The organism is Staphylococcus haemolyticus (genome assembly GCF_006094395.1).
In the GTDB taxonomy this organism is placed as follows: Bacteria; Bacillota; Bacilli; order Staphylococcales; family Staphylococcaceae; genus Staphylococcus; species Staphylococcus haemolyticus.
The window spans coordinates 535,576-548,345 of sequence record NZ_CP035291.1 but is presented as its reverse complement, the minus strand read 5'-3'; the positions used below and the strand labels follow the sequence as shown (position 1 = coordinate 548,345).

At 34.7% G+C, this 12,770-nt stretch carries 9 protein-coding genes; 6 read left to right on the top strand and 3 right to left on the bottom strand.

Annotation, left to right across the window (positions count from 1 at the left end):
* Positions 1–31: 31 nt before the first annotated feature.
* Positions 32–814: a CPBP family lipoprotein N-acylation protein LnsB gene (gene lnsB / locus EQ029_RS02460; RefSeq protein ID WP_016930768.1), complete on the bottom strand. Its 783-nt coding sequence runs from the start codon at positions 812–814 to the stop codon at positions 32–34.
* Between the two features lie 188 nt (positions 815–1,002).
* Here lnsB and EQ029_RS02455 point away from each other — a divergent pair, with 188 nt between their 5' ends.
* Together EQ029_RS02455 and EQ029_RS02450 are read left to right on the top strand one after the other, a co-directional pair.
* Positions 1,003–2,580: an FMN-binding glutamate synthase family protein gene (locus tag EQ029_RS02455; RefSeq protein WP_029376624.1), complete on the top strand. Its 1,578-nt coding sequence runs from the start codon at positions 1,003–1,005 to the stop codon at positions 2,578–2,580.
* Between the two features lie 273 nt (positions 2,581–2,853).
* Entirely contained in the window at positions 2,854–4,140 is a 1,287-nt protein-coding gene (locus tag EQ029_RS02450; protein ID WP_053019513.1) for an O-acetylhomoserine aminocarboxypropyltransferase/cysteine synthase family protein, read from the top strand.
* Positions 4,141–4,200: 60 nt separating this feature from the next.
* Here EQ029_RS02450 and EQ029_RS02445 read toward each other — a convergent pair whose 3' ends face one another.
* A complete protein-coding gene (locus tag EQ029_RS02445; RefSeq protein WP_033079732.1) occupies positions 4,201–4,662 on the bottom strand; it encodes a YehR family lipoprotein in 462 nt (153 codons plus the stop codon).
* A gap of 167 nt (positions 4,663–4,829) precedes the next feature.
* Between EQ029_RS02445 and EQ029_RS02440 the strand changes: the two genes are divergently transcribed.
* Positions 4,830–5,906, top strand: a complete 1,077-nt coding sequence (locus EQ029_RS02440; RefSeq protein ID WP_049426135.1) for a M42 family metallopeptidase — start codon at positions 4,830–4,832, stop codon at positions 5,904–5,906.
* Between the two features lie 192 nt (positions 5,907–6,098).
* On the opposite strand, the gene EQ029_RS02435 is transcribed toward EQ029_RS02440, so the two are convergent.
* Entirely contained in the window at positions 6,099–6,917 is an 819-nt protein-coding gene (locus EQ029_RS02435) for an SDR family oxidoreductase (RefSeq protein ID WP_016930773.1), read from the bottom strand.
* Between the two features lie 268 nt (positions 6,918–7,185).
* Here EQ029_RS02435 and EQ029_RS02430 point away from each other — a divergent pair, with 268 nt between their 5' ends.
* The 3 genes from EQ029_RS02430 (at position 7,186) to EQ029_RS02420 (ending at position 12,746) form a co-directional block, all read left to right on the top strand.
* Positions 7,186–8,730: an AbgT family transporter gene (locus tag EQ029_RS02430; RefSeq protein WP_037570689.1), complete on the top strand. Its 1,545-nt coding sequence runs from the start codon at positions 7,186–7,188 to the stop codon at positions 8,728–8,730.
* A gap of 212 nt (positions 8,731–8,942) precedes the next feature.
* Positions 8,943–10,484: an exopolyphosphatase gene (ppx, locus tag EQ029_RS02425; RefSeq protein ID WP_048667778.1), complete on the top strand. Its 1,542-nt coding sequence runs from the start codon at positions 8,943–8,945 to the stop codon at positions 10,482–10,484.
* A gap of 96 nt (positions 10,485–10,580) precedes the next feature.
* Entirely contained in the window at positions 10,581–12,746 is a 2,166-nt protein-coding gene (locus EQ029_RS02420; protein ID WP_057504839.1) for an RNA degradosome polyphosphate kinase, read from the top strand.
* Positions 12,747–12,770 lie beyond the last annotated feature (24 nt).

Below are 12,770 nucleotides of genomic sequence, written 5' to 3'. Positions count from 1 at the left end.
TGAATATGTAAATTTCAACTATTATCAAAAATTAAAAGAACTTCTCTACCATTGTAGTAATAAATATCACCAAATGTACAGAGCTATGATAAAGATATGATGCTGCTAAACTCTTTCCACTTCTTATGTAAATAATGATAGAGCCAATTGATAATATTAAATACGGTATCACTTCCATGATGGATATCAAGTCATATACCTGTACACTTACTTCTATCACTATACTCAATACAATAACTACCATCAAATTCAGCTTTTTTCCGAGTTCATGAATGATTAAATGTCGATAAATTAATTCTTGAATTAAAGGTTGTAATGCAACCACTGTAATAAAAGTAAACACAATTGCAATTGGATGATTGAATAGACCTTCAAGACGAAGTTGCGCTTGAGTTACATCATAACTTAAAGGTTTAGGTAGTTTCTGCGCTACAAAATTAAAAGCATAATATAGCAATAATGCACTGATACTCACACTAACTATTAATGGTAAGTAATTACGTTTAGCAATGCGAAATTGTCTAAATGACACATCAGCAATATAGAGTTTATGTAATGCAAAAAATGATACGATAACAATAAATTGCGCTATAACGAAACTGACGCTCAACATCAAATTATATAAATAGAGTGGTGGCGGGTCTTGCGTTATCATCGCATGAACACCTAGAACACCGAAAACAATAATAATTGGCATTAAATTTTGAAAAACGATGTAAATGGGTATTAATAAGAAATCTTTTTTTACTACTTCAGGACTTCCCCATTGATTTCTTAAACCCTCTTGTTTCAATGACTTTCCCTTTTTTTCCATAGGTCACCTCTTACATCTTGTACATCATACTTTATCATCGAAATACATGTATGTCATATATCATTTGTTATTCTATCAGATTATTAATATTAAGAAATTGAAAATTTCTTCCTAATTTAAATTGTAAAAGATTTACATTGGTGTATGATTTTAATTGTAGAAAGTTCAAAGGGGGAGAAATAAAATTGATTTCTATACTTACAGTTATGCAGTTTATTGTTAACATCATGATATTTATTGTGATTCTTTCAATAATCGGCTTAGTACTTGTGTTGCTATTTAAAGATAAAGGGCAGAATCAACACAGTGTCTTACGTAATTATCCTGTTCTAGGACGTGTACGTTACTTTGCAGAAAAGATTGGACCAGAATTACGTCAATACTTATTTGCTAATGATACAGAGGGGAAACCATTTTCAAGAAACCAGTACACAAATATTGTGCTAGCAGGTAAATACAACTCTCGAATGTCTAGTTTTGGAACACAACGAGAGTATAAGGATGGATTTTACATACGAAATACAATGTTTCCTTTACAACGTAATGAATTACAAATTGATAATCAAACTATGATTTCAACATTTATCTATAAAGTAGACAACGAGCGTTTATTTCAACGTGATGAACATAGAGATCAAACAGATATTGATCCGTATTACTTAACAGACGATAACGCTATTATTCTCGGAAACAATCTAAGACATCCATATAAAATCAAACGTCTAGTCGGTCAATCAGGAATGAGCTACGGTGCACTTGGTGGTCGAGCAATCACTGCATTATCTCAAGGGTTAGCTCGTGCAGGCACATGGATGAATACAGGTGAAGGTGGATTGTCAGAATATCACCTTAAAGGTGGTGGCGACATTATCTTCCAAATCGGACCAGGTCTTTTCGGTGTCCGTGATAAAGATGGCAACTTTAGCGACGAGCAATTTCTGAAGACAGCCAATCATAAAGAGGTAAAAGCATTTGAAATTAAACTCGCACAAGGTGCTAAAACCCGCGGTGGACATATGGAGGGCAATAAAGTTACAGAAGAAATAGCCAAAATCAGAAACATCGAACCCTATAAAACCGTGAATTCACCTAACCGATTTGATTTTATAGACTCACCTGAAGACTTATTACAATTTGTAGATAAACTACGTCAACTAGGTCAAAAACCTGTCGGCTTTAAAATCGTAGTGAGTAAAGTTGAAGAAATTGAAGCGCTAGTTCAATCGATGGTTGATATGAATATTTACCCGGATTTCATCACAATTGATGGCGGCGAAGGTGGTACAGGTGCGACATTCCAAGAATTACAAGATGGTGTCGGTTTACCACTATTTACGGCGCTGCCTATCGTATCTGGTATGTTAGAGCAACATCAAATTAGAGATAAAATGAAAATCTTTGCCTCAGGTAAATTAATCACGCCAGATAAAGTAGCAATTGCTTTAGGATTAGGTGCCGATTTAGTTAATATTGCTCGTGGCATGATGATTAGTGTAGGTTGTATTATGAGTCAACAATGTCACTTAAATACATGTCCTGTGGGTGTTGCGACGACAGATCCTAAGAAAGAAAAAGCACTCATTGTCGATGAAAAGCAATATCGAGTAACGAACTATATTACAAGTTTACATGAAGGACTATTTAACATTGCAGCCGCAGTTGGTGTCAAAAGTCCGAATGAAATTACAAGTGACCATATTGTAATTAAACGCATTGATGGTTCAATAGAAAATATCATTGACTATAAATTGAAATTAATACGTTAACTCGATGACAAATTTAGGTTAGGTTCGGACAAAATAATATTTTATAGCTATTTCGTATACTCGTAATAGCTGACTAAAAAGAGAAGGTGCTTATATCAAGTGCCTTCTCTTGCTTAGTATTTCTTGATTTTATTGAACACCCTATATATATCGTTCAGAAATTCTATCCCCTACCTTTCAATTCCTACTAATTCAGTTTGATTTCATTTTAAAGTGCTGTATAATAATTAAAAATAAATTATCAGAATATTCTATTGATTGGAGGTAATATTTATGACAGACAATCATCCAAATTGGAAATTTGAAACACAAACAATTCATGCCGGACAAGTTATCGATGAATTCTCAAAATCACGTGCTGTGCCTATTTACCAAACATCAAGTTATGTCTTTGATGATACGCAACATGCCCAAGACCTATTCTCTTTGGCTAAACCAGGTAATATTTACACACGAATTATGAACCCAACTCAGAATGTCTTTGAAGCTCGTATCACACAATTAGAAGGTGGTGTTGGTGCATTAGCTACCTCTTCAGGTCAAGCTGCTATTACATTGGCATTACTTAATATTGTGGAAACTGGTTCAGAAATTGTAGCATCGTCTAACCTATATGGCGGTTCTTATAACTTATTAAACATCACCTTTGCAAAACTAGGTATTAAAGTTCACTTTGTTGACCCTAGTGATCCTAACAACTTTAAAGCAGCGATTAATGATAAAACAAGAGCGATTTATGCTGAAACAATCGGTAATCCAGCTATAGATGTATTAGATATTGAAGCGGTAGCACAAATTGCTCACGATAATGGTTTACCACTTGTCATTGATAATACTTTTGCTTCTCCTTATTTATGTCGTCCATTTGAACATGGTGCTGATATTGCTATCCATTCAGCTACTAAATTTATAGGGGGCCATGGTACATCAATAGGCGGCATTATAGTTGATAGCGGTAAGTTTAATTGGGATAACGGTAAGTTCCCTGGATTAGTCGAACCTGATCCAAGTTATCATGGCATTTCATATACGAATGATGTAGGTGAAGCTGCATACATCACTAAAGCACGTGTTCAATTATTACGTGATTTAGGTTCAGCTGTATCGCCTTATAATGTTCATGAATTTTTAATTGGTTTAGAAACATTACATCTACGTATGGAACGTCACTCTGAAAATGCCTTAAAAATTGCTCAATTTTTAGATCAACATCCTAAAGTCACTTGGGTAAATTATCCAGGCCTTGAAAACAATAAATATCATAGCTTGGCTAAAAAGTATCTATCTAAAGGACAAGGTGCTATTCTTACATTTGGCGTGGATGGTTCAGTGGAAGATATCGCCCGCTTCGTAGATAAATTACAACTATTCTCATTACTTGCAAATGTAGGAGACTCTAAATCACTTGTCATCCACCCTGCAAGTACAACACATCAACAATTGACTGAAGCAGAACAGCGTCAATCTGGTGTACTTCCTGAAATGGTTCGTCTATCTATAGGTACTGAAAATGCTGAAGATATTATTAACGACTTAAACGATGCACTTAGCATTATTTAATCATAAAAAACAAGCTGTAACGACTTGAGCATTACTCGTTGTTACAGCTTTTATGATTCATTATTCATCTGTCATATTACTTTTTTGTTTAAAGCCTAATTTCTTTAATTCTCTAACGGTCCCTTCCATATTGACCTTTTTGCCTTTTTTAGATGTTGCCATTAAAGAGAAGTGCTTCTCGACTTCTTTGATGTTTGCTTTTTTATAGTTTATATCGATTGTTTCAACCCATTTTTCATGATTATTTTCTAAGCTATAAGATACACCTTTAAGGTCTTTCAATTGATGATGATCATGGAACGTCTTCTTAGCTTCTTTCTTAGACATACCGAAATCATTATATTTTAATGTTGTTACCGTTGATTGTTTTACTACTTTATTCTTTTTATAAGACAATGTCGTTAATACATGCTTCCCTTCCATGTCACCTTCATATGTCTTAGAGCGTTCCTTACTACACGCTCCTAATATACTTACACTTAACACCATTAATATCGTCAATACAAAGAACTTTTTCATCATACTCATCTACTTCCCACTGTGTCATTTTTCAATTAAATTATAGCATTTACTTTATCTTATTACGTATATCATTACCAGATAATTTTTATTAGAAACAATTTTTTCAGAAAATCAAAAATCTACATGCTACAATGATAGTAAATAATGACGTTAGGAAGTGTGTGCTTATGAAAGAATCAATTGAATTATTGAAATCATTGACTGATGTAAATGGCATTGCTGGTTATGAACGCAATGTAAAGGCAAAGATGAAAGAATATTTAGAGCCTGTAAGTGATGAAATTATAGAAGATGGTTTGGGTGGTATCTTCGGTAAAAAAGCAAGTGACAATGGAACAAAATCACTTATGGTCGCTGGCCACTTAGATGAAATTGGCTTTATCGTGACTAAAATCGATAATAATGGATTTATCAAATTCCAACCTATTGGTGGTTGGTGGAATCAAGTCATGTTATCTCAAAAAGTAACTATCACAACAGATGATGGTACTGAAATCCGTGGTCTTATCGGTTCAAAACCACCACACGTACTTGATCCAGAAGAACGTAAGAAGCCTGTCCAAATTAAAGATATGTTCATTGATATCGGTGTTCGAAGTAAAGAAGATGCTGAAAATCACGGTATCGAAGTTGGCAATATGATTACACCTTATAGTGAATTTGAAGAATTAGCGAATGGCAAATATTTAACTGCTAAGGCATTCGATAATCGCTACGGTTGTGCACTTGCAATCGATGTTTTAAAAAGACTTAAAGACGAACAAATCGGTGTAGATTTATATGCAGGGGCAACTGTGCAAGAAGAAGTTGGATTGCGTGGTGCTAAAGTTGCTGCTAATAAAATCAAACCTGACCTCGCTATTGCAGTGGATGTTGCAGTCGCATACGATACACCAGGAATGAACAACCTTGGAAGTGAGACGACTTTAGGAAATGGTCCTGTAGTAATCTTAATGGATGCATCTAATGTTGCACATCAAGGCTTACGTCAACATATTAAAGAAGTTGCAAGAAGACATTACATTACTGTGCAATGGGATACAACAGCTGGCGGTGGTACAGATGCAGGAAGTATCCATGTTGCAAATGAAGGTATACCTACAATTTCTATTGGCGTTGCCTTACGTTATATGCATTCAAATGTGTCAGTACTCCACACAGATGATTATGAAAATTCAGTACGCCTTGTAACTGAAATCGTTCGTTCACTAAATGATGATGCTTATGAGAGAATAAAATGGTAAGTTACTAGTTAAAATATTATGAATTTGATAGTTTAAGTCATATCATCAAAATATCGCATTCTCACACTAGTGTGTGGTGTGCTTAATATAATGAAGATTAACGTCATTTGACGTCACTAAACCCTAGTCTACTGCCATAGACTGGGGTTATAATATTAACCTTCATTTTAATTTAACTATTACAATTAATTGCTATTCTACTGAATTCTTCCATCTATCATCACTTAACATTTCTCCTGGCCAAGTATAAGCCATAACACCACCATCAATTCGAACCGTTTCACCAGTAATAAATGAACTATCGTCAGATGCTAGAAATGCAACAAGTTTACCTACCTCTTCAGGTTTACCTAATCGACCTAATGGAGTGACCCATTTTTGATTATCGCGGAACGTTTTACCCGCTTCATCTTCTGAAGTACCAGCTAAATTGTCTACTAATGGTGTTTCAATTGTTCCTGGTGCAATAGCATTCGCACGAATATTCTCACGACCATATTCAATAGCGATAGATTTCGTAAAGTTAATGACTGCACCTTTGGCAGCGTTATATCCAGAACGATATAAGTCGGCCGCTTGTCCTGAGAATGATGCCGTATTAATAATAGAACCGCCTTGTTCCATCATTAACGGTAATAAGAATTTGGTTACTAAGAATGTACCTCTCATATCCACTGCCATAATTTTATCGAATACTTCAACAGGATACTCGTGGATTCGGCCTGCGCTATTATCTACACCCGCATTATTAAAGATAACATCTACACGCCCATACTCATCTCTAGCTTTATCCGCAAAGTCTTGGACTTGTTTATCATCTGAGATGTCTACTTTATACGCAGTAGCTTTACCTCCATTATGATTTATTTCTTCAACCGTTTTTTCTAATTCATCCGAAATATCAAGGGCTAGTACATGTGCACCTTCATTAGCCAAGGCTTTTGCTGATGCTTGACCGATACCTGTACTTGCACCAGTGATGACTGCAATTTTATTTTCTAAACGTTTCATAACGGCTTTCACTCCTATTTTCAAATTTCTTTAATGAAATTTAACTCATCTATACAATATTTATCTTCCACACTTCAAACACCCTCAAACCTTATGCTCATAATGATAGCGCTTCATCACACAATTTAATTCCAATCTTATTTAATAAGTAATTATTATTGTACTTATCACATTAATAACCAATTCTTATACTTAAATTTCTGAAAATTGCTATATTTTAAAAATCAGTTTGTTATACTTTGAGTTAACTAACAAAGGGGGGCATTTTATGACCACTAATACAAAAGAAAGAACATCTTTAGTTAATAAATTTCTAAATGGTGTTGAAAAAGCTGGTAATAAATTACCAGACCCTGCAATGCTTTTCTTCTTAATGTGTGTTGGCTTAGCCGTTATCACTTGGATTGTGTCTCTTTTTGACGTATCAGTGAAACATCCAGGGAATGGAGAAACCATACATATAAAGAGTATTCTTAGTACTGAAGGTATCGCTATGATTATGAATGATGCCGTTAAGAACTTTTCTGAATTTCCTGCACTAGGACTTGTATTAGCAGTGATGATTGGTGTCGGTGCTGCTGAGAAATCAGGATATTTTGATAAGTTAATGATTTCAGTTGTTAACCGAGCTTCAAATCAAATCATTGTACCGACTATCATTTTAATTGGGATATTAGGAAGTCTAGCTGGGGATGCAGCAACAGTCATCTTACCCCCACTTGCTGCAATGATCTTTATTAAGATTGGCTATCACCCAATCGCCGGTCTTGCAATGGCCTATGCTTCTTCATTAGGTGGTTTTGGTGCAAACTTTTTAATTGGTATGCAAGATGCATTAGTCTATGCCTTTACTGAACCAGCGACGAAGATTGTTTCAGATAGCGTCAAGATTAATGTGGCTATGAACTGGTACTTTATTGCCGCAAGTGTCATCTTAGTACTTCCTGTTATCTATTTCACTACAACAAAGGTTGTTATACCACGTTTAGGTGAATATGATGCGAGTCAAGCAAATTATGATGAAGAAGAGGAAACGTCATCTCATATTACGCCAACTGAAAAGAAAGCATTGTTCTGGGCGAACATGTCATTTCTTTTACTGATTGTTGCCCTAATCATTTGTTGTATTCCAGAAGGAAGTTGGTTAAGAAACGCGAAAACAGGCAGTCTTATTGACGACTCCCCTTTAATTAATGGGGTTGGTTTAGTAATTCTTGTTATTTTCTTAATTCCTGGTATGGTCTATGGCATTTTGAGTAAACAAATCAAGAACTCGAAAGATTTAGGTAGTATGATTAGTGACTCTCTTGGTTCAATGGGGTCTTTCATATTAATCGTATTCTTTGCAGCTCAATTATTAGCGTTCTTACAATGGAGTAATCTTGGTATTATTGTATCAGTCTATGGCGCCAAATTACTTCAACATCAAAATGGTATCGTACTTATCATAGGCATCATTATTCTTAGTGGTTTGATTAATTTAATCATTGGTAGTGCATCAGCAAAATGGGGTATTTTGGCTCCAATCTTTGTACCGATGATGATTTTACTAGGTTATCATCCTGCATTTACTCAAATGATTTATCGTGTTGGTGATTCAATTACAAACCCAATCACTCCGATGATGCCTTATATGCCACTCGTTCTATCTTACGCGCAAAAGTATGATAAAAATATGAAACTAGGTTCCCTACTTTCAAGTTTAATGCCATACACCTTTGCGTTAGGTGTCGTATGGACATTATTCGTTATCGCTTGGTACTTACTAGGTATTCCATTAGGACCAGGTGGACCTGTTAAAATTCCGAAATAATATCACCATTATTCACAATATTTTATACTAGATATGTACATAAACCTCCTCTATCTTCGAGGAGGTTTATTTTTATGTAATCCCTTACAAAATTTTTACTTATTACTAAATATTTATAGCAGTCTCCCTTTTTCAAAGTGTTATATTACGGTAAAATAAAGGTATAGAAGTGTATTTTAATCAACATTATTCTAGTCATTTAGGAGGACACGATGGAAGAACGAATAGGTTTAGTAGATATTGGATCAAATACTATCAGATTAGTTATTTTTAACTTTAATAAAGAATCAGGAATTAATGAATTGCTCAACATTAAGACGCCTGCTCGACTAAGCCAATATCTCACTAAAGATAATAAAATGAGTAAAGAAGGCATAAAAGTACTCATTGATGCATTACACAGCTTTAAATCTGTGTCTGATAAATTCAATGTAACTGAATTACATCCGATTGCTACTGCCGCAATCCGTCAATCTAAAAACAATGATGAAATTGTCAATGAAGTTAAAAATGAAGTTGGTATTGATATTAAAATCGTACCCGAAGAAGACGAAGCTTACTATGGTTACTACGCAATTACTCACACTACTGAAATTGAAAACGGAGTATCCGTCGACATCGGTGGCGGTTCAACTGAAGTAACGTTATTTAAAGATAAAGAATTATTTGAATCACATAGTTTCCCTTTTGGTGTCGTAACACTTAAAAGAAAGTTCTTCAACGACAAAGATCATAACGACAAAGGTGCCATTAAAGATATGGAGAAATTCCTATCTCAACAATTTGAATCTTTAGAGTGGTTGAAAGATCAAGAGGTTGCACTTGTAGGTGTCGGTGGTTCAGCACGAAATGTAGCCCGTATCCATCAAGCCGAACATTCATACCCTATTGGCGGTGTACACAATTATACAATGACGAATAAGGATATTGATGAAGTCTTTGATATCATTCGTAAAAGTGATCGCGATGATTTAACCAACCTTGACGGACTAAGTCGTGACCGTGTAGACATCATCTTACCAGCTGTTTCAGTGTTTAAAACGTTGTATAAAATTGTAGACGCTAAACAGTTCACATTCTCTAGAAACGGTTTACGTGAAGGATATGTCATGAAGCAAGTACGTGAACGCTACCCTGATGTCTTCGATAAAAATAATGTACGTAAAGAATCCATTCATTTCTTAGCACGCGAATATAAGATTGAAGATGTTAGTTCACAAGCACGTCTTAAATTAGCTAAATCCTTATTATCACAATTAATTGATATCGCTGATTTAGACATTAGTGATAACGATCAACGTCTATTTGAAGAAGGCGCTTATATTTACTACCTAGGTAGCTTTATCGATTCAGATTCAAGTTCTCCACACACGTACTACATCATTGCTAACTCTATGATTAACGGTTATACACATAAAGACCGTGTTAAATTAGCGTTACTCGCTAGTTTCAAAAATAAATCACTATTGAAATTCTATTGCAAAGAAACAGATTGGTTTAGCAATAAAGAAGTAGATACAATTCAAGCACTCGGCGGCATCATTAAATTTATCAACGCATTAAATATTTCACAAACAAGCTTCGTGGTCGATGTTGAATTGAAGAAAAAGAAAAAAGGTGACGAGGACTATCAATTAACTGTTTATTATACTGAAGGCGAGCCTATTGCAGAAGAATATCAAGCAAACAGACAGAAAAAACATATTGAAAAGATACTTAAAGGAAATGTTTCCATTATCTTTACAAAATCTTAAAACAAGTGTGCTATCTTAAAGTTAGGATATTATGCCTTTTACTTACTAATTGAAAAGAATAACGCATATTTGAGGAAATGACGAGGTGTATTTGGAATGCAAACTCAATTGGGAGAAAATGATATTAGCTTACCGCAATACTACAACAACCGCGAACTAAGTTGGCTTGATTTCAACTATCGCGTACTTCAAGAAGCATATGATAAAAATAATCCGCTACTAGAAAAATTAAACTTTATATCTATTTTTAGTTCTAACTTAGATGAGTTCTTCATGGTTCGTGTTGCAGGGTTAAAAGACCAAGTTAAGATGGGCTACGATAAACCAGAAAACAAAGCACAAATGACACCACAGGAACAAGTTGATGCCATCCAAGAAAAAGCTAAAAAATATGTTGATACACAATATGAACGTTATAACGAATTAATGACTGAACTTCAAGATTATGAAATAGTGATGTGTGAACCACACGAATTATCTGAACCTTTGTTAAGCAAATTGGAAAGAGATTTCAAGTTAACAATTTTACCAACGTTGACACCACTTGGCATTGATGCGTATCATCCTTTCCCTAAACTTAACAATAAAAGTTTAAATATCTTCGTAGATATTGATACTGAAGATGCAATCAACTCAGCAATCGTTCAAATCCCGTCACTCATTCCAAGATTCTTAACTTATAATGAAGGTGCTAAACAATATGTCGTCATGGTTGAAGACGTCATCACATATTTTATCAATTATTTATTTACAGGTTATGAAGTATTAAATACCTTCACATTCAGAATCACAAGAAATGCCGATTTAACGATACATGAGGATGGCGCTGAAGACTTACTTATCGAAATCGAACGTTTCCTTAAAGAACGTAAGAGTGGTTCAGCTGTACGTCTAGAAGTTGATGGTCGTACTGCAAACCCAGATGATTTAGACTGGCTTATCGAAACATTGGAAGTTGATAAGCAAGATGTTTATTTCTTAAATGGACCATTAGACTTAACATTTATTTTCGGCTTAGTCGATCACCTATCTCATAAATTAAACTATTTAACTTATGAAAAATATTCACCACAGATTCCACGTTCTTTAGGCAATAATAATTTATATGAACTTGCATTAAAACGTGATATCTTCTTCCATCACCCATACGAATCTTTCGAACCGATTGTTGACTTTATTCGCGAAGCTGCAGACGATCCTAATACAATAGCGATTAAACAGACATTGTATCGCGTTAGTAAAGACTCACCTATTATTAAGAGTTTGAAAGAAGCTGCTGAAAAAGGTAAACAAGTAACCGTACTTGTAGAATTGAAAGCACGCTTCGATGAAGAAAACAACGTACACTGGGCACGCATGTTAGAAGATGCAGGTTGTCACGTTATATATGGTATGACACATCTTAAGACACACAGTAAAATCGCTTTAGTCGTTAAACGTATTGGTGGCGAATTAACATCATTCATTCACTTAGGAACAGGTAACTATAACGACAAGACTGCGAAACTCTATACAGATATGGGTATTATCACTACAAATGAACAAATTGCAGAAGATGCCATTAACTTCTTCAATTATTTAAGTGGGTACTCAGTAAAACCAGAATATAATAAATTAATCGTAGCACCATTTGATATTCGTGATGTCTTTATCGATCGCATAGATAAAGAGATTAGCAGTCACCTTCAACATGGCAACGGTAAGATTATGATGAAGATGAACTCACTTACTGATAAAGCCATCATTGAAAAGTTATTCGAAGCATCACAAGCCGGTGTGAAGATTCAACTCATTATTCGTGGTATCTGTTGCTTAAAACCAGGTATTCCTGGTATAAGTGAGAATATTGAAGTGGTAAGTATCGTAGGTCGTTTACTAGAGCACTCTCGTATTTATTACTTCCATAACAATGGAGATGAACGCATCTATTTATCATCAGCTGATGTAATGACACGTAACATGATTAAACGTGTAGAAATCTTATTCCCAGTTGAAGATAAAGAAATTGGAAAACGCCTAGTCGACTTCATGGACTTACAATTATCTGATAATCAAAAAGGACGCTACCAAGATGAACATGGTCATTATCACTATGTGGAAAATAACTTATCACCGTTAAATTCACAAGTCTATTTAATGCAAGAAGCAATTAAATATGGACAAGAACTTAAAAAACGTTCAGCTCAACCATCAGGTATGCCAGTTGTATCTAAACGTCGTGCGAATTGGATGAATCGTATTCGTCGTTCATTAAAGAAATAACATATAAAATAGGCATTGGTCGCT

Excerpts from the sequence above, each read along its gene's own strand:
- EQ029_RS02435 (WP_016930773.1), bottom strand. The coding sequence starts at position 6,917 with ATGAAACGTTTAGAAAATAAAATTGCAGTCATCACTGGTGCAAGTACA.
- EQ029_RS02430 (WP_037570689.1), top strand. The coding sequence starts at position 7,186 with ATGACCACTAATACAAAAGAAAGAACATCTTTAGTTAATAAATTTCTA.
- EQ029_RS02440 (WP_049426135.1), top strand. The coding sequence starts at position 4,830 with ATGAAAGAATCAATTGAATTATTGAAATCATTGACTGATGTAAATGGC.
- ppx (WP_048667778.1), top strand. The coding sequence starts at position 8,943 with ATGGAAGAACGAATAGGTTTAGTAGATATTGGATCAAATACTATCAGA.
- lnsB (WP_016930768.1), bottom strand. The coding sequence starts at position 814 with ATGGAAAAAAAGGGAAAGTCATTGAAACAAGAGGGTTTAAGAAATCAA.
- EQ029_RS02420 (WP_057504839.1), top strand. The coding sequence starts at position 10,581 with ATGCAAACTCAATTGGGAGAAAATGATATTAGCTTACCGCAATACTAC.
- EQ029_RS02445 (WP_033079732.1), bottom strand. The coding sequence starts at position 4,662 with ATGATGAAAAAGTTCTTTGTATTGACGATATTAATGGTGTTAAGTGTA.
- EQ029_RS02450 (WP_053019513.1), top strand. The coding sequence starts at position 2,854 with ATGACAGACAATCATCCAAATTGGAAATTTGAAACACAAACAATTCAT.